The organism is Corallococcus macrosporus, assembly GCF_017302985.1.
Lineage (GTDB): Bacteria > Myxococcota > Myxococcia > Myxococcales > Myxococcaceae > Corallococcus > Corallococcus macrosporus_A.
Genome location: NZ_JAFIMU010000007.1, coordinates 373414 through 395392, shown reverse-complemented (window position 1 = coordinate 395392; position 21979 = coordinate 373414). Strand labels below are relative to the sequence as shown.

At 71.3% G+C, this 21979-nt stretch carries 17 protein-coding genes (1 of these 17 cut by a window edge); 8 read left to right on the top strand and 9 right to left on the bottom strand.

Going from position 1 to position 21979, the window contains the following annotated elements; all coding sequences use genetic code 11:
- Nucleotides 1–93 precede the first annotated feature (93 nt).
- The 4 genes from JYK02_RS13840 to JYK02_RS13825 are packed head-to-tail and all read left to right on the top strand — an operon-like array spanning nucleotide 94 to nucleotide 5839.
- Nucleotides 94–1464, top strand: coding sequence for a TAXI family TRAP transporter solute-binding subunit (locus JYK02_RS13840; protein ID WP_207051397.1), 1371 nt, complete (start codon nucleotides 94–96; stop codon nucleotides 1462–1464).
- The gene (locus JYK02_RS13835) at nucleotides 1461–2477 is read left to right on the top strand and encodes a nucleotidyltransferase domain-containing protein (RefSeq protein ID WP_207051396.1); all 1017 of its coding nucleotides are present in this window, start codon (nucleotides 1461–1463) and stop codon (nucleotides 2475–2477) included. The genes JYK02_RS13840 and JYK02_RS13835 overlap by 4 nt, the downstream gene beginning before the upstream one ends.
- A gap of 21 nt (nucleotides 2478–2498) precedes the next feature.
- On the top strand, nucleotides 2499–4094 hold the full coding sequence (locus JYK02_RS13830) for an MBL fold metallo-hydrolase (RefSeq protein ID WP_207051395.1): 1596 nt from the start codon (nucleotides 2499–2501) through the stop codon (nucleotides 4092–4094).
- Nucleotides 4091–5839, top strand: a complete 1749-nt coding sequence (locus JYK02_RS13825; protein WP_207051394.1) for an ABC transporter transmembrane domain-containing protein — start codon at nucleotides 4091–4093, stop codon at nucleotides 5837–5839. The genes JYK02_RS13830 and JYK02_RS13825 overlap by 4 nt, the downstream gene beginning before the upstream one ends.
- Nucleotides 5840–5843: 4 nt before the next feature.
- Here JYK02_RS13825 and JYK02_RS13820 read toward each other — a convergent pair whose 3' ends face one another.
- A complete protein-coding gene (locus JYK02_RS13820) occupies nucleotides 5844–6182 on the bottom strand; it encodes a TerB family tellurite resistance protein (protein ID WP_207051393.1) in 339 nt (112 codons plus the stop codon).
- 157 nt (nucleotides 6183–6339) lie between these two features.
- Between JYK02_RS13820 and JYK02_RS13815 the strand changes: the two genes are divergently transcribed.
- Nucleotides 6340–7416, top strand: a complete 1077-nt coding sequence (locus tag JYK02_RS13815) for a helix-turn-helix transcriptional regulator (protein ID WP_207051392.1) — start codon at nucleotides 6340–6342, stop codon at nucleotides 7414–7416.
- On the opposite strand, the gene JYK02_RS13810 is transcribed toward JYK02_RS13815, so the two are convergent.
- Both JYK02_RS13810 and JYK02_RS13805 read right to left on the bottom strand, forming a co-directional pair.
- On the bottom strand, nucleotides 7411–8292 hold the full coding sequence (locus tag JYK02_RS13810; protein WP_207051391.1) for an alpha/beta fold hydrolase: 882 nt from the start codon (nucleotides 8290–8292) through the stop codon (nucleotides 7411–7413). The two genes, JYK02_RS13815 and JYK02_RS13810, sit on opposite strands and share 6 nt — an antisense overlap.
- A gap of 2 nt (nucleotides 8293–8294) precedes the next feature.
- Nucleotides 8295–9257 carry a TIGR01777 family oxidoreductase gene (locus JYK02_RS13805; RefSeq protein ID WP_207051390.1) on the bottom strand — a complete coding sequence of 321 codons (963 nt, stop codon included), beginning with the start codon at nucleotides 9255–9257 and terminating at the stop codon, nucleotides 8295–8297.
- A gap of 236 nt (nucleotides 9258–9493) precedes the next feature.
- On the opposite strand from JYK02_RS13805, the gene JYK02_RS13800 reads away from it, so the two are divergent.
- Nucleotides 9494–10315, top strand: coding sequence for an endonuclease I family protein (locus JYK02_RS13800; RefSeq protein WP_207051389.1), 822 nt, complete (start codon nucleotides 9494–9496; stop codon nucleotides 10313–10315).
- 10 nt (nucleotides 10316–10325) lie between these two features.
- A complete protein-coding gene (locus JYK02_RS13795; RefSeq protein WP_207051388.1) occupies nucleotides 10326–10976 on the top strand; it encodes a hypothetical protein in 651 nt (216 codons plus the stop codon).
- A 7-nt stretch (nucleotides 10977–10983) separates the two neighbouring features.
- Here JYK02_RS13795 and JYK02_RS13790 read toward each other — a convergent pair whose 3' ends face one another.
- The 4 genes from JYK02_RS13790 to JYK02_RS13775 form a co-directional block, all read right to left on the bottom strand.
- Nucleotides 10984–12012, bottom strand: a complete 1029-nt coding sequence (locus JYK02_RS13790) for an SHOCT-like domain-containing protein (RefSeq protein WP_207051387.1) — start codon at nucleotides 12010–12012, stop codon at nucleotides 10984–10986.
- Between the two features lie 6 nt (nucleotides 12013–12018).
- On the bottom strand, nucleotides 12019–12450 hold the full coding sequence (locus JYK02_RS13785; protein ID WP_207051386.1) for a DUF2089 domain-containing protein: 432 nt from the start codon (nucleotides 12448–12450) through the stop codon (nucleotides 12019–12021).
- 41 nt (nucleotides 12451–12491) lie between these two features.
- Nucleotides 12492–13232, bottom strand: coding sequence for a YqjF family protein (locus tag JYK02_RS13780; RefSeq protein ID WP_207051385.1), 741 nt, complete (start codon nucleotides 13230–13232; stop codon nucleotides 12492–12494).
- A gap of 84 nt (nucleotides 13233–13316) precedes the next feature.
- Nucleotides 13317–14426 (bottom strand): acyltransferase family protein, encoded by a 1110-nt coding sequence (locus JYK02_RS13775; protein ID WP_207055115.1) that lies wholly within the window; start codon nucleotides 14424–14426, stop codon nucleotides 13317–13319.
- A 291-nt stretch (nucleotides 14427–14717) separates the two neighbouring features.
- Here JYK02_RS13775 and JYK02_RS13770 point away from each other — a divergent pair, with 291 nt between their 5' ends.
- Complete coding sequence (locus JYK02_RS13770; RefSeq protein WP_207051384.1) at nucleotides 14718–15308, top strand: hypothetical protein; 591 nt, start codon at nucleotides 14718–14720, stop codon at nucleotides 15306–15308.
- 19 nt (nucleotides 15309–15327) lie between these two features.
- On the opposite strand, the gene JYK02_RS13765 is transcribed toward JYK02_RS13770, so the two are convergent.
- Together JYK02_RS13765 and JYK02_RS13760 are read right to left on the bottom strand one after the other, a co-directional pair.
- Nucleotides 15328–16110 (bottom strand): hypothetical protein, encoded by a 783-nt coding sequence (locus JYK02_RS13765; RefSeq protein ID WP_207051383.1) that lies wholly within the window; start codon nucleotides 16108–16110, stop codon nucleotides 15328–15330.
- 7 nt (nucleotides 16111–16117) lie between these two features.
- Nucleotides 16118–21979, bottom strand: partial view of a non-ribosomal peptide synthase/polyketide synthase gene (locus tag JYK02_RS13760; protein ID WP_207051382.1) — the 3' end only. The gene runs 23361 nt beyond the window's last position; the window shows 5862 of its 29223 coding nt (coding positions 23362–29223); the start codon falls outside the window, past its right edge — the gene reads right to left on this strand; the stop codon is at nucleotides 16118–16120.

Below are 21979 nucleotides of genomic sequence, written 5' to 3'. Positions count from 1 at the left end.
AAGTGCCCCTGGGTCGGGACGTGCTCGCCTGCTTGGACGAACGCGGTGTACGGCGGGGCCCCGCACGGCGCGGTCGGTATACTGCCCATCCTCATGAAGACGGACACGTTGAAGGCGCAGCTCAAGCGCACGTTGCGGCGCGACCTGTGGATCGCCGTCGCCCCCGCGACGCTGCTCATCGCGGTCGCGTTCGCGGTGACGTTCTATTTCGTCAAGCCCGCGCCGCCCAAGACGCTGGTGATGGCGCTGGCGCCGGACGAGGGCGGCTTCAACTACATGGCGAAGCGCTACCAGAAGTTCCTCGCGCAGCACGGGGTGACGCTGGAGCTGCGCAACACGAAGGGCTCCGTGGGCAGCGTGGCGCTGCTGGACGCGGAGGACAGCGGGGTGGACATCGCCTTCGCGCAGAGCGGCACCACCGGCGGCAAGGGGCAGGAGGTGCCGGAGCACGTGGCGTCGCTGGGCAGCCTCTCCTACGTGCCGCTGTGGGTCTTCTACCGGGGCGAGCCCGTGGACGACGTGCGCGGCCTCGCCGGCAAGCGCATCGCGGTGGGGCCCGAGGAGAGCGGCACGCGCGCGCTGGCGATGACGCTGCTGCAGGCGAACAAGGTGGACACCGCGCCCACGGAGCTGCTGCCCCTGGACCGGGACGCGGCCATCGACGCGCTGACGCAGGGCAAGGTGGACGCGGTGTTCCTGGTGTCGCCGGCGGAGTCTCCGCGCATCCACAAGCTGGCCGCGGTGAAGGACGTGCGGCTGCTCAGCTTCAATCGCGCGGAGGCGTACACGCGCCGCTACCCGTACCTGTCGCGCCACGTGCTGCCGCAGGGCGTGTTCGACTTCGCGAAGAACGTGCCGGACCAGGACGTGGTGCTGCTCGCGCCCAACGCGCTCCTGCTGGCGCGCGACACGCTGCACCCGGCGCTCGCGTACCTCCTGATGCGCGCGGCCAGTGAGATTTCCGGCACGGCGGGCATCCTGGACAAGACGGGCGAGTTCCCCGCGCCGCTCGCGGCGGGCTTCCCGCTGAGCAGCGAGGCGAAGCGCTACTACGCGACGGGCGTTCCGCTGCTCCAGCGCTACCTGCCGTTCTGGGCGGCGAACCTGGTGGACCGGCTGTGGGTGATGCTGGTGCCCATCATCGCGGTGGTGGTGCCGCTGGGGCGCGCGGTGCCCGCGGTGTTCCTGTGGCGGGTGCGCTCGCGCATCCACCGGTGGTACGCGCGGCTGAAGGAGATTGAAATCCAGCTGGAGGAGGACCCGGACCAGGAGATGCTCCAGGACATGCTCAAGCGGCTGGAGGAGGCGGAGCGCGAGGTGAACCGCATCGCGGTGCCCATCGCCTACGCGGAGAACCTCTACTTCTTCCGCGAGCACGTGGACGTCGTGCGCCGCCGGCTCACCCGCAGGCTCGCGGGCGCGCCGGAGCACAAGGAAGCCCACCCCCTGCAGGTGACCGCGTGACGGACGTGGAAGAGGTGTCGCTGGTCGGGCTGACGGAGGACATGGGCGTCAACGCGCTGCTGTTCGGCTTCGTGGGGCTGTACGCGCTCACGTTCCCGGGGCGCGTGCGGGCCTGCTACCTGGTGGGCAGCCACGCCACCAGCGAGGCGGTGGGCGAGAGCGACCTGGACCTCACGCTCGTCTTCAAGGACGCGTTCCTGCCCGGCGAGGAGGACCGCTTCGAGCGCTTCCGCATGGCGGTGGGTCCGCTGGCCCGCTACCCGCTGGACCTGAACGCGGTGGAGGAGTCGCGGCTCGTCGCCGAGGGCGAGGTGAACCTCAAGCAGAACGCGCTGCTCATCGCGGGCGAGGACCTCCGCGACCGCGTGCCGCTGATGCCGCTGGAGGCGTGGACGCGCCACAGCATGCACCAGCCCTACCGGTTCATCGAACGCGCGCGGGCCCGCCCGGAGGACGCGCCCCTGCGCTTCCCGCTGGCGTACCCGGACCCGGGCGGCGAGCTGTACGGCTACGACTACCGCGAGGTGACGGACGCGCAGGGCAACCTGCACCGGGGCTTCAAGGAGCTGGTCACCCTGGCGTGCCGGATGGCGACGGCGGTGGTGGCGCTGGACGCGGGCCGCCACACCTTCTCCAAGCGCGACGCCATCCAGGCGCACCGCGAGCACCTGAACGACACCTGGACGCCGCTGTACGAGTCCATCTTCGCGCTGCGCCAGAAGTGGGGCTACCGCGTGCCGGAGGACGCGGAGGCGAAGGCCGCGCTGAAGGACGCGTGCGCGCGGATGCTGGACGCGGAGAACACCTTCCTCGCGCGCTACCGCGACTTCCTCCTGCTGGAGCTGACGCGCGGGGCGGTGCGCGACCGGGTGATGGCGGCCCGGCGGCTGGGCGACATCGCCTATCCGGACGCGGACGTGCGCCAGGCGCTGGAGCGGCTGCTGGACTCGCCGGAGCCCTCGCTGCGCGAGGCCGCGCGTGAGTCGCTGGTCCGGCTGGCGAAGGCCGCCTGAGAAACCCTTGAAGGAGTGTTGATGTCGCGCCCCCCGGTGTACCTGAAGCAGAACGTCGTCGCCGAGCCGCTCCACAACCAATGGTACGCATGGTGGTTCCTGGCGTCGCCCATGACGGCGCCGCTGTTCGTCGCGAACCTCCATGTGAAGATCATGGAGTCCTTCGTCGCGAACCCCGCCATCCACGTCGCGGCGCTGAAGAGCCCGGCGCTGCGCGGCGGTCCCTACCTCAACTGCGGCGTGGAGCGGGTGGGGGAGGTGAAGGCGCTGCTGGAGCGCACGCTCCAGGAGGAGTCGCTGGCCATGCGGTACGCGGCCGCGATGCGCGAGCTGGACGCGCTGCTCGCGTCGGCGGAGGGCTACTCGCTGGAGGAACTGTACCCGCGCGTGCCGGACCTGCTGCGCGGCTACGTGGAGCTCACGTATGACCTGCGGAACCGCGCGTCCGCGCGCTTCTTCGAGCCGCTGCTCTACCGCAGCCCCTTCCACCGCGAGTCCTCGCAGAGCATGTCCCTGCGGCTGGTGCACGGGGACGCGCGTCCGTATGTCTTCAGCACGCCCCGGCTGGACGACTCGCGGGAAGGCGATCTCCAGGTGCGGCTGCCGTTCAAGCACGAGGCCTGGGACACGCTGTTCGCCATGCGGCGCACGCCGGCCCCGCTGGAGACGGTGCGCGACGCGCTGGGGATTGCCCCCCAGGACGGGGACACCTTCGCCACCTTCTTCACGCCCGAGCCGCCCCGGCCCGCCCCGCGCTACGACGGCGACGGGGTGCGCGTGCGCTACTTCGGCCACGCGTGCGTGCTGATCGAGTCACGCCACGTGAGCGTGCTCACCGACCCGGTGGTGAGCTACGACTTCCCCACCGACCTGCCGCGCTTCACCTTCGCGGACCTGCCGGAGCGCATTGACTACGTGCTGCTCACGCACGGCCACGCGGACCACCTGATGTTCGAGCCGCTGCTCCAGCTGCGCCACCGCATCGGCACGGTGGTGGTGCCCGCGGGCGGCGGCGGTGCGCTGGTGGACCCGTCGCTGAAGCTGATGCTCCAGCAGGCGGGCTTCCGCAACGTGGTGACGCTGTCAGAGCTGGAGGCGCTGCCGGTGCCCGGTGGCGAGCTGGTGGGCCTGCCGTTCCTGGGTGAGCACGGCGACCTGGACGTGCGCGGCAAGCTGGCGCACCTGGTGCGGCTGGAGGGCAAGGCGCTCTTGATGGCGGCGGACTCCAACGCGCTGGAGCCCCGGCTGTACGAGCACGTGCAGCCGCACGTGGGCCCCATCGACATGATGTGGCTGGGCATGGAGTCGGAGGGCGGGCCGCTCAGCTGGATGTACGGGCCGCTGTTGCCCGCGCCGCTGTCGCGCAAGATGGACCAGTCGCGGCGGCTCAACGGCTCCAATGCGGCGCGCGCCATCGACATCGTCCAGCGGCTCAAGCCCCGGCAGGTGCGCATCTACGCCATGGGCCGCGAGCCGTGGCTGGGCCACGTGATGGTGATGGGCTACCACGAGCAGTCCCCGCAGCTGGTGGAGTCTCGCAAGCTGCTGGAGCACTGCCGGGAGCACGGCGTGGACGGGGACATGCCCTACGGCCAGGCGGAGTCCTTCCTCCGGTGACGGCTCCCACCCGAGGGACCGTCACCGTGAGCCGCCTGCTGCGGCTGGCCTGGGAGGAGCGCCGCGCGCTGGGCGTGGGGCTCTTCTTCCTGGTGGTGGCCACGGCGCTGTCGCTGGTGCTGCCGCAGGCGCTGCGCGTCATCGTCGACGAGGCGCTGGGCGGCAAGGACCAGACCGTCATCGACCGCATGGCGCTGGGGCTCACCGTCGTGTTCGCGGTGCGCGCGGTGTCGGATGCGCTGCGCTTCTACTTCTTCAACACCGCGGGGGAGCGCGCCGTCGCGAAGCTGCGCGAGGACCTGTTCGCCCGGCTGGTGGACCAGGAGGTGGCCTTCTTCGACACGCGCCGCACGGGCGAGCTGACCAGCCGGCTCACCGCGGACACCACCGTGCTGCAGCACGCGGTCAGCAACAACATCGCCACGGCGCTGCGCAGCGGCGCGCAGGCGGTGGGCGGCCTGACGATGCTCTTCTACACGTCGCCGTCGCTGGCGCTCCTGATGGTGGCGGTGGTGCCGCCGGTGGCCATCGCGGGTGTCGTGGTGGGCCGTCGCATCCGCCAGGCCTCGCGCCAGGTGCAGGCGGCGCTGGCGGACGCCACGGGTGTGGCGGACGAGGTCTTCACCGGCATCCGCACCGTGCGCGCCTTCGCGGCGGAGCGGCACGAGGTGGCGCGCTACCGGGGGCGCCTGTCCCAGGTGCTGTCGCTGATGTATCAGCGCTCGCGGCTGTCCGCGGCCTTCATGGCGGGCAGCGGCTTTGGCGGCCTCTTCGCGGCGGCGCTGGTGCTCTGGTACGGCAGCCGGCTGATGATCCGCGGGGACCTGTCCGTGGGCAGCCTCACGTCGTTCCTCGCGTACACGCTGCTGGTGTCCACCGCGCTGAGCGGGCTGACGGACCTGTGGGGCGACTTCATGCGCGCGTCCGGCTCCGCGGAGCGCGTGTTCGAGATGATCGACCGCGTGCCCGCCATCCCGCTGGAGGGCGGGGAGCGGCCCTCGTCGCTGGAGGGCCGCGTGTCGTTCCGGGACGTGCGCTTCGCCTACCCCTCGCGCCTGGACGTGCCGGTGCTCCAGGGGCTGGACCTGGAATTGGCGCCAGGGGAGGTGGTGGCGCTGGTGGGGCCGTCGGGCGGAGGCAAGTCCACCATCGCCGCGCTGCTCGCGCGCATGTACGACCCGCTGTCGGGGAGCATCTGGGTGGACGGGCATGACCTGCGCGCGCTGGACCCGGGCTGGCTGCGCAGGAACCTGGGCGCGGTGGCGCAGGAGCCGCTGCTGTTCTCGTGCTCCATCGCGGACAACATCCGCTATGGCCGGCCGGACGCCACGGACGCGGAGGTGGAGTCCGCCGCGAAGGCCGCGAACGCGCACGACTTCATCCAGCGCTTCCCGGAGGGCTACCGCACGGAGGTGGGCGAGCGCGGCGTGCAGCTGTCTGGCGGTCAGAAGCAGCGCGTGGCCATTGCCCGGGCGGTGCTGAAGGATCCGCGCATCCTGGTGCTGGACGAGGCGACGTCCGCGCTGGACGCGGAGAGCGAGCACCTGGTGCAGGAGGCGCTGGAGCGGCTGATGCAGGGCCGCACCACGCTGGTCATCGCGCACCGCCTGTCCACGGTGGCCAACGCGCACCGCGTGCTGGTGCTGGAGGGCGGCCGCGTGGTGCAGAGCGGCAGCCACTCCGCGCTGATGGCCCAGGAGGGGCTCTACCGGCGCCTGGTGGAGCGGCAGTTCGTGGCGGCCTGAGCCCTCAGGGCGCGATGCCGAGCAGCTCGCGGATCTGCCGCGCCATTTCAATCTCCGCTTCGTGCACGTGGCCGTCGCCCGCGATGAGGGTGTGCACGGCGTCGAGGACGGCCTTGGGGTCCTCGCGCAGGACGCTCAGGTTCGGCGGCGGGAGCGGCTTGCCCTCCTGGAGGCAGCGGGTGAGGACGCTGAGCTCCGTCAGGGGCACGCTGAAGCCGCGCGCGGTGTCGATGATGGCGTCGATCTCCTCGCGGGTGACGCGGCCGTCGCTGGTGGCCACCTGGAGCAGGAGCTTGATGACTTCGATGTGGAACTGGGACTCAGGGGGCAGCGGGGCAACCATGTGGGGTCGGATCCTCCGGGGGCGGTCCAGGCTGACCTGCCTGGGGGGGATCCGTCCAGCGTGACCTGCCTGTCAGCCCTGTCATACCTCTTTGGAGGGATGGGCCCTGTTTCAGCCCCCGTAATACTTGTTGAGTATTGGCAACGGGAGCGCACCCATGGGCAAGGCACTGAAGTTCCTGTCACGTGAGCAGGCGTTGATCGCGGAGTTGAAGGAAGCGCTGGGGGAGGCGCGGACCCTCGAGGACGTCTACGAGGCCCTCTCCCGGACGCTGCTCACGCTGTGCGAGGCGGACCACCTGGCGGTGGGCGGCGCGAATCCGGACGGGACGGCGGGGCTGCAATGGAAGACGGACACCGTCCAACCCCTCCTCAAGGATTACGCGGAATGGGTGCAGGATGACTTCGTCTTCCAGTCCACGTTGGTGCATCCCAACCAGGTGCTCAGTGACGTCGAGATGCTCCGGGGCAAGCCCCTGTCGGAGACGGAGTCCTTCCGGCGCAGCCAGGGCGCGGGGCTGAAGCTGAAGCGCGTGCTGGCGTCGCTCCTGTTCACGGAGGAGCAGGAGCTGAAGGGCGGCATCGCGATGTATCGGGAGTCCCCCCATCCCTTCACGCTCCGGGCGCAGTGGTTCCTCCAGCAGATCCTCCCCTACCTCACCCGGACGGTGGTCCGGCTCCAGGAGTTCTACGCCCTGCGCTTCGAGCGGGATCTCCTGAAGGCCATCGCGATGGGGTCCAACCCGGTGCTGGTGTTGAACAGCCTGGGACGGAAGGTCGCGGACACGGGCCCGGCCATCCCTCTGCTGGAGCGGTATTTCGCGCCCCACGAGCTCAGCGATGGGGTGCCCCGTTCGTGGATGGAGCGGGTGATGGCGCTGTCCCGCTTCGACGTCGCGGTGGACCCCCGGCTGGAGTCGCTCACGCTGGAGCGGGGCGCGGACCGGATGGACGTGACGTTCACCCAGTCCTCCGTCATCTGGGGCGGCCGCAAGCTGTGGCAGGTGCGCATGCACGAGCGCACCCACTGGATGCGTCCGGACTGGAAGGCGAAGCTGACCGTCCAGGAGTCACGCGTGGCGGACTGCCTCCACGAAGGCCTGGCCAACAAGGAGATCGCCGAGCGGCTCAAGAAGTGCTCGGTGGAGACCGTGAAGGTCCACATCAAGTCCCTCTTCGACAAGACCGGCACCCATAGCCGCGCGGAGTTCGTGGCCAAGGGCCGCCGCTCATAGCGCGCGGTCGAAGAACTCGCGCAGCTTGCGGGCGTAGCCCTCGGGGTCCTTCTGGGCGTACTCGCCGTGGGCCGCCTGGGGCACCACCCATTGTTCCTTGGGTTCGCAGGCCGCCTGGAAGAGCCGGCCCCCCAGCTTCTGGGGCCCGTCCGGGTCGCTGCCTCCGTTGATGAGCAGCACCGGCCGTCCCTCCAGCCGGCACATGCCGTCCACCGGCCGCACCGCGTCCACGTCGATGCCTTCGCGGCGAAGCCCCCACAGCACCGCCCAGGTGCTCAGGCCGTAGTGCGAGCCCATGTCGACCGCCAGGTCCGGGAACGCACCCGCCACCGCCACCGCCTTCACGCGCGGGTCCTCCTGCGCCACCAGCAGCGCCGTCGTGCCTCCCATGGAGAAGCCGAACAGCCCCACCCGGCCCGCTGTCACGTCGGGCCGGGCCCGCACGAACGCCAGGGCCGCGCGCACGTCCTCGCGCTCGCTGTCGCCCCAGCCGACGCCGTCGCCCTCGCTCTCGCCCTGGCCGTGCAGGTCGAACAGCAGCACCCCGTGGCCTCCGGCCGCCAGCGTGCGCGCCTCGAAGAGCATCCGCGTGCGGTTGTCCGCGAAGCCGTGCACCAGCACCACCGCCGTCCCGTCGCGCGATGGCACGTACCACCCGCGGAGGACCCGTCCCGCCGCCTGGAAGGACACGTCCTCCAGGCCCGGCAGCGCGTCCTCACCCGAAGGCCGCGTCACCGGGACTCGCGCCGGGTGCACCAGCCCTCGCGCCGTGCGCAGGCCCCGCACCGCCGTGAAGGCGCCCGTGCCCAGCGCGCCCAGGACGAGCGCCAGCACGAACAGCCGGACCCAATGGACGCGGTACTTCTTCGTGGACACGGTCAGCTCCGGACGGGCCCGCCACCCGCGCGCCAGCGCTCGACGAGGTTCGTCACGGCGGTTCCCCAGTCGGGGTACTCGAAGGTGAAGCCCGCGTCCAGCAGCCTCCCGGGCACCACGCGGCGGCTCTTGAGCAACAGCTCCGTGTCCGTGCGCATGAAGAACGCGCCCACCTCCAGCATCCACTTCGCCGCCGGCAGTCCCACGCCCACGTGCGCCGCCTCGCGCAGCTTCGCCATGAACTCCTTCTGGGGGAGGGGATTCGGCGCGGCCAGGTTCACCGGCCCGGCCAGGTCGTCGCGCTCCAGCAGCAACCGCACCGCGCGCACGAAGTCCCGGTCGTGGATCCACGACACGTACTGCCGGCCGCTCCCGGCCGGGCCGCCCAGCCCCCTGCGCGTCAGGCCCAGGAGCACGTCGAAGATGCCTTCGCGGTCCGGGCTCATCACCATCGCCGTGCGCATGGCCACCTTGCGCGTGTGGGGCGTGTCCGCTTCCGCCAGCGTGCGCTCCCAGGCCAGCGCGATGTCGATGCTGCGCTTCCAGTACGCCGGCACGCCCGGCTCGCTGCCGCCGATGATCCCCGTGGACTCGTCGTTGGGCGCGTCCAGCCGGTGCGCGTACACCGTCGCGGTGCTCATCTGCAGCCACACGCGCGGCGGCTTCGCGGCCTGCTGGATGGCCTGTCCCACCACCCGCGTGGAGTCCACCCGCGAGTCCATCATCTGGCGCAGGTTCTCCTCCGTGTAGCGGCAGTTCACGCTGCGCCCCGCCAGGTTGATGACCGCGTCCGCGCCGTCCACCTCCCGCGCCCAGTCACCCAGCGTGCGCCCGTCCCAGGACACCGTGCGTGCCTCGCCCTGGCCTCCCCGGCTGAGGAGGACGACGTCATCCCCCCGCGCGAGGAACGCCCTCGCCAGCAGTGCGCCCACCTGTCCCGTGCCACCCGGAATCACGACCTTCATGGAAGAAGCCCCCTCGGTCCGTGCGTCGCCCCGAGGCATAGCGCGCCCCCCGTCCTCGCCGCCCGGCCCCGGAATCCGGGCCCCCGGGCCGCCCTGGTACCGGCGATGAGCCCCGCTTTTCCCGCGCCGGACGGAAAAACCAACCGGCGCGGTGGGAAAATGCGGCGCGTCACGCAACCCGGCCCGTGTCTGGACGAAAATGGGTCATCCCCCACCTCGAATCCCGAGGGCTCGTCATGATCATCCCGTCCCGCCCGCTCTCCGCGACCCGCCCCTCGACGAACTCCGCGTCGGCCCCGGCCAACACGGCCCGTGTCACCCCGAAGGCGTTCTCCTCGGTGTCCACGTTCGAGGCCGGCCCTTCGGCCAAGAAGGCCCCGACGACGCCGGTGCCCCCGCCGCAGGTTCCGGTGGAGGACGTTCCGCCGTCCAAGGCGGATCCCCGCTACGACGGGCTGAAGGACCAGGCGCTGATCAACGCCATCCACGACGCGGTCAGCAAGCACAAGGACCTGGGCTACAACGGCGCGCGCAAGGTCATCTTCACCACCCTGGACAACCACGACGGCGTCGTGACGTGCGTCTACACGGGCAAGGAAGTGAAGACGAACAAGATTCCCAGCAGCAACGTGATGAACACCGAGCACACCTGGCCCCAGTCCAAGGGCGCCACGGGCGCGGCGAAGGCGGACCTGCACCACCTGTTCCCCACCGACAGCAAGGCCAACTCCATCCGCGGCAACTGGCCCTTCGGCACGGTGAAGAACGTGAAGTGGGAGGAGAACGGCGCCAAGTTCGGCACCGACGAGAAGGGCCGCACCGTCTTCGAGCCGCCCGATGCGCACAAGGGCAACGTGGCGCGCGCGCTGTTCTACTTCTCCACCGTCTACAACAAGCACATCCCCGCGGACGACGAGGCCGTGCTCAAGCAGTGGAACACGCTGGACAAGGTGGACGCCGCGGAAGTGAAGCGCAACGACGTCATCGAGACCTACCAGCAGAACCGCAACCCCTTCGTGGACGACGCGTCGCTGGCCGACCGCATCGCGGACTTCTAGAGTCCGCGGCATGTCCCGTCCGCTCGCGCCCCTCTGGGCGCTCGTCCCAGGCCGCACCGGTGTCCCCCTCTTGAAGGTGGGGGGCACGCCCGAGGCGCCGGGACCCCTGGAGTGGCCCGCCTGCGCCATGTGCGGCGGGCCGCAGCGCTTCCTCTTCCAGTTGCCGCACGTCGAGGGACGGCTGGACCTGGCGCCTCACGCGTCGGTCCACGTCTTCCAGTGCGAGAACCCCGACACGGCCTGCTTCCGCTGGGACCCGGAGGAGGGCGCCAACGCGGCGGTGCCGGTGAAGGCGGGCACGCCGTCGGTGAGCGCGCCGTCGAAGCCGGTGAAGCCGTACGCGGAATGGACGCTCGGCTTCGAGCCCGCCACCGAGGACACCGAGGCCCTGTCGGTGGACGTCAACGAGGCCACCGACGAGCAGCTCGCTGCGCTGGACCGCGCGCAGGCGGAGGCGCCGGAGAGCAAGGTGGGCGGCGTGCCCGGGTGGCTCAACGGCGAGGCGACGCCGGAGTGCTGTGACGCGCCCATGCGCTTCGTCGCGCAGCTGGCCGCGATGCCCTTCGGCCTGGACTTCGGTGACAACGGCCGGGGCTACCTCTTCCGGTGCACCCGCGAGGACTGCGTGCGTCCCTTCCGCTTCCTCACCCAGGGCGCCTGAAGCGGCCTCACCGCTGCATCGCCTTGAGCAGCTTCTGGGCGTCCTCCGCGCTGAGCTTGCCGGCTTCCACCAGGTCCAGCACGCGGCGCATCTCCTGGTCGGGGATGCCTCGGGACTGCGGCGGCGGGGGCGGCGCGGGGGGCTGCGGCCGGTGGTGCGGCGAGCCTGGATTGGCCCAGGACGGCGCGCCCCAGGAGTTCGCCCACGCGTGGGCCCACTGGTTCGCGTGGCGCTCCGCGCGGCGCTGCCAGCGCTCCGCCTGACGCTGCCAGCGCAGCGAGTCCTCCTCCCAGCCCTCCGCGTCCTCATTGCGCGAGCGGCCCGACTCGCGCACGCGCACCGAGCCCAGCTCCGTCTCCAGCAGGAGCGTCGTGGCCGCCTGCGGGTTGGACGGGTAGCGCGTCTGCGTGGAGCCCAGCGACGTATGGGCGGAGATGTTCAGGTCCAGCCCGGACACCAGGCGCAGCTCCACCGCGCCCACCTGCGTCCCGATGCGGTGCTCGCCCACGTCCAGCGCGTCCACGTCCAGCTTCACCGCGCCCGCCGCGGCGTGGACGTGGAACGTGCCGCCCACGCGCTCGCCGATGATGCGGCCCGCGCCCGTGCGCAGGGTCAGCTTGCCGTGCACGTCGCGCAGGCTCGCCGTGCCCGCGTCGGTGGACAGGTCCAGCTCGCAGTCCTTCAGCCCCGCGATGCGCACGGCGCCCGCGTCCAGTTGGAGCTTCGCCTTCACGTCCGGCGGCACGAACAGCTCCGCCTGTCCGCCCTGGCGCCAGAACAGCGACAGGAAGCCCGCCTCGCGCGGCACCAGCTCCACCTTCGTCACCCGGCCGTGCTCCTGGATGCGCGCCTCCACCCGGCCGTGCGTCACCAGGTAGGGCTTCTCGCCCTCCGGCAGCGGCGTCACGACGAGCGTGGCGGCGAGCGCGTGCAGCTCCAGCTCCGCGTGCTGACCCCACGGAATCGCGTGGCGCTGGGCGCCGTCGCGCGAAGACGACGAGGCGTCGGAGGACGGCGTGGCTTCAGGGTCCATCATGGGTGGTTACTCCCGTGCCTTCTTGAGACGTTGAGCGGCCTCGTCCGCGTCGATGAGCCCGGCCGCGAGGTCATCGAGAATCTGCGCCCGGCGCGGTGAGCCGCGCTCACGGGGCGAAGGCGGAGGAGGCGGCGCCGGCGGAGGCGGGGCCACTCCGGGCGCCTGGCCCAGGGCCTCCACCACGTCGTCCAGCCGCGACACCACCGTCGGATAGGAGAGGCCCAGGGCCTGCTCCACGTCCTTGATCTTCCCCCGGCACGCGATGAACACGCGCACGAACGCGAGCTGCTCCGGCGACAACTGCTGCACCCAGCCCGTCGTGAAGCGCCCCTCCACCGCGGAGTGGCACCCGTCGCAGCGGACCCGCTCGATGACGGTGCCGCCTCCACAGACGGGGCAGCGGGTGGGCACGGGCCAGGTGGGCTTGGGAGTCGTCATGGGGTTTAGAAAATCAATTTCGAGTTTGAGAATATTGATTTCTACGGGCTTGGCAAGGGCAGGAGTTCATTTCCAGGAAATACGGCCACTTCCGAGCCGGTGGCCACGAAGGCGGAGTGGGGCGTGCCCTGGAGGCACCCGGCGAAGGCGGGGCCATAGAAGCGGGCGACGTCGCAGTCGAAGGCGGTTTCCCGGGCGCGCCACACGGTCCAGCGTGGGTGCTCCACGCGGTACTCGGCGCAGCCGCCGTCGCGCTGGGCGGTGTAGCCCCAGTAGTGCTCGGTGATGAATTCCTCCTGGGAGCCGGGCGTGCTCTCCAGCGGTGCGCCGAGCGTCCGGGCCGACAGCTGGTGCCAGCGGCCGTGGGACTTCCAGGCGTACTCGACGTGGCCGGGCGCGCCGGTGTCCGCGCCGTCCATGGCGACGGCGTGGCGCATGGGGCACGCGACGTAGGGCTCGTTGTAGAGGACGCGCGCCACGGTGGCGATGGCGAGCCGGGGGACGACTTCACGCACGAACACCACGCCGCGCCGCCAGCCCTCGGGCCCCAGGCGGCGCACGTAGAAGCGCAGGTTCACCTCATCGAAGTCGCGGTGGAACGGCACCGCGAGTCCCCGCACGCGCGTGTCGAGGAAGCGGAAGCCGACCATGCTCGCGAACGTGCGGCCCTGCCACGCGTCGAGCTCCGTGCCACGGGGGACGAGGGGCCGCAGCACCGCCGGATCCACCTCGTAGTTGAGCATCAGCAGGTACTGCCACGTCGCCGTCAGGAAGGGGCGCATGCGCGACGTTTAACGCGCACGCGGCGTCCGGGCCCAGGGCGTGCCCCGTGCGCGGCTTCTGTCGCGCAGAAGCGCGGGCGGCCTTCAGGAGACGGCGGGCTGGGGCAGCGGCTTCCGGGAGAGGAGCCTGCGCTCCAGCCGCTCGCGCAGCTTCAGCATGGGCCGCTCGACGCCATGGTGCAGCGCGAGCGAGGCGAGCAGCACCGCCACGGCGCCGCCCAGCACCGTGACGACGTGGAACGCGTCCATGCCATGCGGCGCGAGCGCGTCACGCACCCCGTGCTGCACGGCCTTGTGCGTGAGGTAGACGGTGAAGCTCAGGACCGCGAAGGTCTTCACGCCCGGGATGCGCGCGCAGACGCGCGAGGCCGAGGGGCCCGACAGCGCCATCAGCAGCGCCGCGAAGCCCAGCGAGGCCAGGGGGAAGGACAGCAGGACATAGGGGAGGTAGCGGTAGTGCTCCTCGTTGATGAAGAGCACGCCGCCCAGGCACGCGAGTCCCACGACGGCCATCCCTCCAGCGCGGGCACCGCGCGTCCAGCGCTCCCAGGCCGCGGGCCGGAACACGCGCAGGGCCGCGAGCAGCACGCCGCACGTCAGCCCGTCGAGCCGCGCGTACGTCGGGTAATAGAGCAGCTTGTCGTATTCGCGCCACCCGGGCTCTCCCGGCCCGAGCGTGGAGAAGTGCTGCATCCACAGCCCGCCGCGCAGGAGCATGCCTCCGAGCATCACGGCCGCCGCGAGGGCGATGAGGGACGGCGCGCGGAGGTGCTTGCGCAGCGCGAGCACGGTGAGTGGCAGCACCAGGTAGAAGTGCTCCTCCACGCACAGCGACCACGCGTGGGAGAAGCCGTTGCGGCGCAGGCCGAAGTTCTGCGTGAACGTGAGGAACTGCCACGCGGGTGTCACCACGGGCATCTCGGGCCAGGCGGGCACGAAGAGGTACAGCGCCAGCACGACGAGGAAGGACGGAAGGATGCGCAGGGAGCGCCGCAGGTAGAAGCGCTTGAGCGACGGCGTCTCACCGCGCGACACCGGCTCCAGCAGCTGCGAGCCGATGAGGAAGCCGCTGAGCACGAAGAACAGCTCCACGCCCGTCCAGCCGAAGTTGGCGAACGCCTGGTAGAGCTCGTGACCTTCGGGACGCGGGTAGTGGAAGACGACGACGATGAGGATGGCCAGGCACCGGAGCAGGTCCAGGCCGGCGAGGTGACGCGGTTCGGTGGCGTTCAGCGGAGTCGGCTTTCAGCGGGGGGATGCACCCGATGCTAGCCCCCTGATCGGATGAAGTCAGCAGGGCGATCATGGACCTCCATGCGGCAAGGCCCGCGTCCTCCGGCCAGGTGTAACGGATCGAGCCACAGAACGTGGGTTCAATCCGTTTCATGTGGCGGATTGCGCCACAAAGTCCAGGTCCTGGGAGGGGTGGGGTGGTTGGCATTGTCTGTGTATTGGCACGCGTGTCCCCTTCCCCTGGAGGTACAGATGAAGTCGCGTTTCGCTGTGATGATTGCTGGGTTGTCGCTCGGTCTGTTCGCTGCGTGCGGGCCCGTGGAGTCGGAGTCGGAGTTGGCGCAGGTCGAGGCCGGGATGGGCCGCTACCTGTGCGGTGATGGCGACTGTGATCACCTCAACGGAGAGAACAGCACCAACTGTCCCTGGGATTGCAGAACGCTCACGTTCTGCGGTGACGGGGTGTGCAGCGGGCGCGAGACGAGCCTCAACTGCCCGCAGGACTGTGGCCTCGTCCTCGACTACTGCGGTGACGGCGTGTGCAACAGCAACGAGAACACCAGCACCTGCCCCCAGGACTGCACCCTCCAGACGACGTGGTGCGGCGACGGGACCTGCAATGGTTCGGAGACGACCGCCACCTGCTTCGATGATTGCGGCTCCTTCTGTGGCGACGGCACCTGCAACGGCCTGGAGACCTCCAGCAACTGCCGGCTGGACTGCGGCCTCATCATCTCGAACTGCGGTGACGGCATCTGCGGTCCGAACGAGAACGCGCAGACGTGCCGCGTCGACTGCTGCACCGGCCGGCTTTGCCTGGAGCCGGAACCGACCTGGCCTTGAGCGGACAGGAGCGCGCCGCTCAGCCCCTGCGCACGGCCTGGAACACCGTGCGCACGGATTGAGCATCGGGCCAGAAGCCCCGGCCGGCGTACTTGACCAGGCGCTCGGCGGTGATGCGCGGGCGGACCATGTGCACCACCCGCACCCGCTGTCGAAGGAGATCCGCCCAGGCGTAGGGTCCCGCGTGCAGCAGGCGGCCGTCCAGGAGGAACTGGCAGATGCTCAGGTCCGTGAAGGCCAGCTGCTGGCTCCTGGCGTCGCCGCTCCCGGTGAAGAGGGCCGGGATGTGCACGAGCTGGAGCAGGTCTCCTTCCGGGGAGTGCAGCTCCAGCGCGTACATCTCCCGGCCGTCCGGGAAGCGCCGCAGCCGCAGCCGTTCCTGGAGCGCGGCCTCTGCGGTGGGGACGGCCTCCTTGCAGGGCGCGTGGTCGTCACGGCGCTGGATGCGGTCCCTCAGCCAGGGACCCCAGGCCGTGGCCACGTGCCTCCGGCAGGGCGTGTAGCCCGTGGCCAGCATGTGCCTCGCGGTCCGCTCCAGCGCCTGGAACGAAGCGCAGAACAGGTCGTAGTCGCCGCCGGGGCGCGTGTCGTGGGTGAGCCAGCGCAGGATGCGGCCTCCCAGGAGCCACGTGTCCTCGCCCAGCAGGTGGACATAGGGCAGCTCCGGCAGCGCGAGGATGCGCTGGACGTCGCGGAACGGCACCGGCGCCCGGTGCGCCAGGGCCTCCGCGCCATCTCCCGGAGCCGCGCCCAGCAACGCGCGCAGGGACGCGTGCTGGGCCTGCGTGAAGTGTCGGGCCATGGGGCGGCTAGCCATTCCTTCCGGTGAGCAGCGCGCGCAGGCGCTCGGCCAGCGTGTCCACGTGGGGCGGACGGATGAGGGTGAAGTGGTCGCCCGGCACGGTGTGCACCGTCAGGCCTCCGTGCACGAGCGCGCGCCAGCCCAGGTCCTCCGGTGCCTCCGGCCCTTCCGCCACGCGCAGCAGCACCAGGCTTCCGTCATACGGCCCGGGGACGTAGGCCCGCGATGCCGCCTGGTTCCCGCCGAAGCGGTGCCACAGCTCGCGCAGCTCCTCGCACGCGGCCTCCTCCAGGCCCAGGTCCAAACCGGGCATCTCCTCCAGCACCCAGCGCAGCTCTACCGGATCCACGAGGCCCAGCACCTCCGCGGCGCGGGGATGCACGTCCGCGAGCCGCGTGAGGTGATCCGCGAACTCCAGCACGCGCTGGCCCACGGCCTCGTCCTGCGTGAGGGCCTGCGTGGGCGCGGGCTCCTCGCCCAGCGCGTCGATGACGACGAGCAGCTCCACCGTCTCGCCTTCCAGGCGGAGCTGCCGCGCCATCTCGTACGCCACGCGTCCGCCCATGGACCAGCCGCCCAGGCGGTAGGGACCCGTGGGCTGCACGCCGCGCACGGCCTGCAGGTAGCGCGTGGCCATGGCCTCCACCGTCGGGCCCGCGCCGTCCCTCGGCACCTGGAGGCCGTAGAAGGGCTGGTCTTCGCCCATGCGCCGCGCCAGCTCCAGGTAGCCCAGCACGCTGCCGCCCACCGGGTGCACGCAGAAGAAGGGCGTCCGTGCGCCTCCCTTGCGCAGCACCACCAGCGGCGAGTCCGAGCTCGTGCCCGCGTCGATGCGCGCGGCCAGCCCCTCCAGGGTCGGTGCCTCGAAGAGGTCGATGACCGCGAGCCTCGCGTTGAACAGCGCGCCCGCCCGCGCCACCACCTGCGTGGCGAGCAGCGAGTGGCCGCCCAGGTCGAAGAAGCTGTCGTGCACGCCCACGCGGGGCACGCCCAGCAGTTCCTGCCAGAGCGCCGCCAGCCGCTCCTCGGTGGGCGTGCGCGGCGCGACGTGGCCCGTGTCCTCACCGGAGCGCGATGGCTCCGGCAGGGCCTTGCGGTCCACCTTGCCGTTGGACGTGCGCGGCAGGGCGTCCAGCACCACGAACGCCGAGGGCACCATGTAGTCCGGCAGCAGCTTCGTCAGGTGTCCGCGCAGCACCGCTTCGTCCAGGGCCTGCTCGGACCCGGACCGGCCCACCGCGTAGGCGATGAGCTGGCGGCCCTGGCCAGCATCGTCGCGGGCCACCACCACGCACTCGCTCACGGCGGGATGCCGCGCGAGCACGGCTTCGATTTCACCCAGCTCCACGCGGTAGCCGCGAATCTTGAGCTGGTGGTCCACGCGGCCCAGGAACTCGATGCGGCCGTCGTGCAGCCACCGCACGCGGTCGCCCGTGCGGTACAGCCGGGCGCCGGCTTCCGCGCCGAAGCTGTCCGGCACGAAGCGCTCCGCCGTCAGGTCCGGCCGGCCCTGATAGCCGCGGCCCACCGTCGCGCCGCCGATGAACAGCTCACCGGGGACGCCCGTGGGCACCGGCTGCCCGTACGCATCCAGCACGTACACGCGCACGTTGCCCAGCGGCCGGCCCAGCGGCACCGACCGCGTGCCCTGCGTCCTCGCGCCGCGCTCCACCCGCTGCGCGAGCACGCCCACCGTCGTCTCCGTGGGGCCGTAGTGGTTGAACACCTCGCAGTCCGGTGACAGCGCGTGGACGCGCTCCACCAGCGCCCACGACACCGTGTCTCCGCCCAGCACCAGCCGGTGGCCCGGCAGGAGGTCCGCCGCGTCCTGGCCCGCGAGCAGCGCCTCCAGGTGCGTGGGGACGATCTTCAAACCCTGCACCTCATGCGTCCGGCCGTACGCCGCGAGCTTCCCCGCGTCCGACGCCGTGTCCCGGTCCACCAGGTGCACCGCGCCGCCCCTGCACAGCGTGGGGAACACCGCCGTGTGGCCCAGGTCCGCGGCCAGCGTGGACACCGTCGCGAAGGACAGGCCCTCCGGCAGCGCCAGCCGGTCGCTGACGCCCGCCACGTAGCCCGCGAGCTGGCGGTGCTCGATGACGACGCCCTTGGGCTGGCCGGTGCTGCCCGACGTGTAGATGACGTAGGCCGCGTGCCCCGGCAGGACGCCAGTGACGGGCGCTTCCACCGGCTGCGCGTCCAGCAGTCCGTCGTCCGCGTCCAGGCTCACCAGCAGCTCGCCCTGCGAGGGCAGCTCGTCCGCCAGGGCCTCGTCGGTGACGATGACCTGCACGCCCGCGCCCTTGAGCACCTGGCGCATCCGCTCCGGCGCACTGGCGGCTCCGGGGTCGAGCGGCACGTAGGCGCCGCCCGCCTTGAGGATGCCCAGCAGGCCCACGAGCGCATGGGTCCGCCGCTCCACGAACAGGCCCACGCGCGTCTCCGGCGCGACGCCGTATTGCTGGAGCAGGTGCGCCAGTTGGTTCGCCCGCCGCTCCAGCGCCGCGTACGTGAGCGTCCCATCCGGCGCGACCACCGCCAGCGCATCCGGCGTCCTCGCCGCCTGCTCCGCGATGAGCGCGTGGATGCACCGCTCCGCGTAAGCGAGCGCGGTGTCGTTGAACGTGCCCAGCAGCCGCTGCCGCTCCGCCACCGGCAGCAGGGGGAAGTCCGACAGGCGCAGGGCTCCCGCGTGGGAGACGATGCTCGCGAGCACCGCGTGGAAGCGGTCCGCCATGTGTTCGACCGTGGCCTCGTCGAAGAGGTCTCGGTCGTACATCCAGGCGCACACCAGTCCTTCCGGCGTGGGCGTCATGGACACGGTCAGGTCCAGCTTCGCGGCGGCGGTGTTCGTGGCGTCCACGCTCAGCGTCAGGCCAGGCAGCTCCAGCGCGGTGTGCGGCGTGTTCTGGAGGATGAGCTTCACCTGGAACAGCGGCGCGTGCGCGCGGCTGCGCTCCGGGTTGACGGCACGCACCACCTCCTCGAAGGGGAGAGCCTGGTGTTCGTAGGCGTCCAGGGACACGCGCCGCGCCTGCTCCAGCAGCTCCACGAAGGTGGGGTTGCCGTCCATGCGCAGCCGCACGACGAGCTGGTTGATGAAGAAGCCGATGAGGCCTTCGGTCTCCGCGGTGTCGCGGTTGGCCACGTCGGTCCCCACGACCACGTCCGTCTGGCCGCTGTAGCGGTGCAGGAGGCCCTGGAAGGCCGCCATCAGCGCCATGAACAGCGTGGCCTTGCGGTCCACGGCCAGCTGCTCCAGGCCCTTCATCAGGGCGGGCTCCGTCGTCCTCGCCACGATGCCGCCCCGGTGGGCGCGCACGGCGGGACGGGGGCGGTCCAGCGGCAGCTCCAGCACCGCGGGGGCTCCCGCAAGCTGGTGGCGCCAGTAATCGAGTTGCTTCTCCAGCAGGTCGCCCTGCAGCCACTGGCGCTGCCAGACCGCGTAGTCCGCGTACTGGATGGCCAGGGGCGGCAGCGGCGAGGGACGGCCCTGCTGGTGGGCGACGTAGAGCGCGCTGACCTCGCGCACCAGCACGTCCATGGACCAGCCGTCGGACGCGATGTGGTGCATGGTCATCAGCACGCGGTGGGAAGTGTCGCTCAGGCGCAGGAGCCGGGCGCGCAGCATGGGACCCTTCGCCAGGTCGAAGGGCCTCAGGGCCTCCTCCACCTCCAGGCGGTGGGCCTCCGCCTCGCGGGCGTCTTGCGGCAGGGCGCTCAGGTCCACCTGTTCGAGCGGCAGCGTGAGCGCGGGCAGGATGACCTGCGACGGTCCCTCCGGGCCGTCCTGGAAGACGGTGCGCAGGGACTCATGGCGGCGCACCACTTCCTGGAAGCAGTGCTCCAGCGCGCCCACGTCCAGGGTGCCCTCCACGCGCAGGGCGACGGGGACGTTGAACGTGGAGGTGCCCGGCTCCAGTTGGTCCAGGAACCACAGGCGCTGCTGCGCGAACGACAGCGGCATGCGCGCTTCACGCGGCACGGGGCGCAGTGGCGGCGCCTGGAGCGAAGCGCCGCCCTTCATGAGGACGTCCAGGTGCTGCGCCTGTTCCTCCAGCGTGCGGGCCTCGAAGAGGAGCTGGAGTGGCAGCTCCACCTGGAAGGCCGTGCGGATGCGCGACGCCAGCTGCGCCACCAGCAGCGAGTGGCCGCCCCGGGCGAAGAAGTCGTCCGTCGCGCTCACCGCGTCCTGCTTGAGGACTTCGTTCCAGAGGGCGGCGAGCTGGACTTCCGTCTCCGTGCGCGGAGCGATGCGAGCGGTGACTGCGCGCTGGGGCTGGATCGCCATGAGCGCGCGGCGGTCCACCTTGCCGCTGGCCGTGAGGGGCAGGGCCTCCAGCAGCACGAAGTCCGACGGCACCAGGGCCTCCGGCAGGGAGCGCTGGAGGAAGGTGCGCAGGGCTTCGGCGTCCACGGGGCGCGCGGTGTGGGGCGCGACATAGGCCACCAGCGTGGGGCCGTGGGTTCCGGCCTCGCGCACGAGGACCGCGGCTTCGCGGACGTTGGGGTGGAGGGTGAGCGCGGCTTCCACCTCGCCCGGTTCGACGCGCAGGCCGCGCAGCTTCACCTGCTGGTCGAGCCGGCCGAGGAACTGGAGGCGCCCATCGGCGAGCCAGCGGACCCGGTCACCGGAGCGGTACAGGCGGGCGCCGGGCTCGGTGGCGAAGGGGTGGGGAATGAAGCGCTCGGCGGTGAGGGCGGGGCGGCCCAGGTAGCCGTGCGCCAGGGGCACACCGCCCAGGAGCAGCTCGCCCGGGACGCCGATGGGGACAGGGCGAAGCGAGGCGTCGAGCACGTAGGCTTCGGCATTGGCCACCGGCCGGCCGATGGGCACCGTGGCACCGGACGCGTCGTCGGTGACGGGGGACCACGTGGCATCGATGGTCGATTCCGTGGGGCCGTAGGCGTTGACGAGCTGGACCGACGGCAGCACGGAGCGCAGGCGCGTGGCCAGGTCCGGCGTCAGCGCTTCACCGCCGCAGAACAGCCAGCGCAGGTGCATGGCCTGTTTCAGGGCGGGCTCCGCCGCGAGGAAGCGCAGCACGGAGGGCACGGCCTGGAGGACGGTGATGCGCTGGCGCGACAGCACGTCCGCCAGGAGCGCGGTGTCACGAGGCACATCCGGAGGCGCGAGCACGAGCGTCGCACCGGACAGCAGCGTGGAGAAGAGTTCCGCCGCCGAGGCGTCGAAGCCCAGCGCGGCGAGCTGGAGCTGCCGGTCGCCCGCCTTCAGCGCGAACGTGGAACCCATCCACGTCGCGTGGTTCACGAGCGAGCGATGGGACACCAGCACACCCTTGGGCTGGCCCGTACTGCCCGACGTGTAGAGGACGTAAGCGGGCAGGTCCGCGGGCACGTCCGGGAGCACGGCGTTCACCGAGGGCTGCTCGGTGGTTTCGGCCAGTGCCTGGACCGCAGCAGCAAGGCTCGAGGCCGAGGCAGAAAGCGCCGCTTCCGTCGAGGACGGCTTCACTGTCGACGCGGCCTCAAGCCTCATGACGCTCGCCGGGCTCGGTGCTCCCTTCGACGAGGACGTCGGCGTGGATCCGGCATCGAGTCTCGTGACCGCCGGGCTTACGCCCGAAGCCGGATGCGGCGCTTCTGACGAGAACGGCTTCAGCGCGGACGCGGCATTGAATCCCGTGACCGCCGGGCTCGCGACCGAAGCCTTCAGCGTGGACTCGACTTCAACAATGCGGCCCTGGAACGGCGGGAGCTTGTTGCGCAGCCGGGCTTCGGTGAGGAGCACCGTGGCGCCTGCGTCCTCCAACTGGAACGTGAGCCGTTCCCGCGGAGCGGACGGATCCAGCGGCACGTAGGTCGTGCCTGCCTTCAACGCGCCCAGCACCGCGACGGGCAGCGCGTG

Excerpts from the sequence above, each read along its gene's own strand:
- JYK02_RS13800 (WP_207051389.1), top strand. The coding sequence starts at position 9,494 with ATGATCATCCCGTCCCGCCCGCTCTCCGCGACCCGCCCCTCGACGAAC.
- JYK02_RS13805 (WP_207051390.1), bottom strand. The coding sequence starts at position 9,257 with ATGAAGGTCGTGATTCCGGGTGGCACGGGACAGGTGGGCGCACTGCTG.
- JYK02_RS13770 (WP_207051384.1), top strand. The coding sequence starts at position 14,718 with ATGAAGTCGCGTTTCGCTGTGATGATTGCTGGGTTGTCGCTCGGTCTG.
- JYK02_RS13815 (WP_207051392.1), top strand. The coding sequence starts at position 6,340 with ATGGGCAAGGCACTGAAGTTCCTGTCACGTGAGCAGGCGTTGATCGCG.
- JYK02_RS13830 (WP_207051395.1), top strand. The coding sequence starts at position 2,499 with ATGTCGCGCCCCCCGGTGTACCTGAAGCAGAACGTCGTCGCCGAGCCG.
- JYK02_RS13790 (WP_207051387.1), bottom strand. The coding sequence starts at position 12,012 with ATGATGGACCCTGAAGCCACGCCGTCCTCCGACGCCTCGTCGTCTTCG.
- JYK02_RS13820 (WP_207051393.1), bottom strand. The coding sequence starts at position 6,182 with ATGGTTGCCCCGCTGCCCCCTGAGTCCCAGTTCCACATCGAAGTCATC.
- JYK02_RS13780 (WP_207051385.1), bottom strand. The coding sequence starts at position 13,232 with ATGCGCCCCTTCCTGACGGCGACGTGGCAGTACCTGCTGATGCTCAAC.
- JYK02_RS13795 (WP_207051388.1), top strand. The coding sequence starts at position 10,326 with ATGTCCCGTCCGCTCGCGCCCCTCTGGGCGCTCGTCCCAGGCCGCACC.
- JYK02_RS13765 (WP_207051383.1), bottom strand. The coding sequence starts at position 16,110 with ATGGCCCGACACTTCACGCAGGCCCAGCACGCGTCCCTGCGCGCGTTG.
- JYK02_RS13840 (WP_207051397.1), top strand. The coding sequence starts at position 94 with ATGAAGACGGACACGTTGAAGGCGCAGCTCAAGCGCACGTTGCGGCGC.
- JYK02_RS13785 (WP_207051386.1), bottom strand. The coding sequence starts at position 12,450 with ATGACGACTCCCAAGCCCACCTGGCCCGTGCCCACCCGCTGCCCCGTC.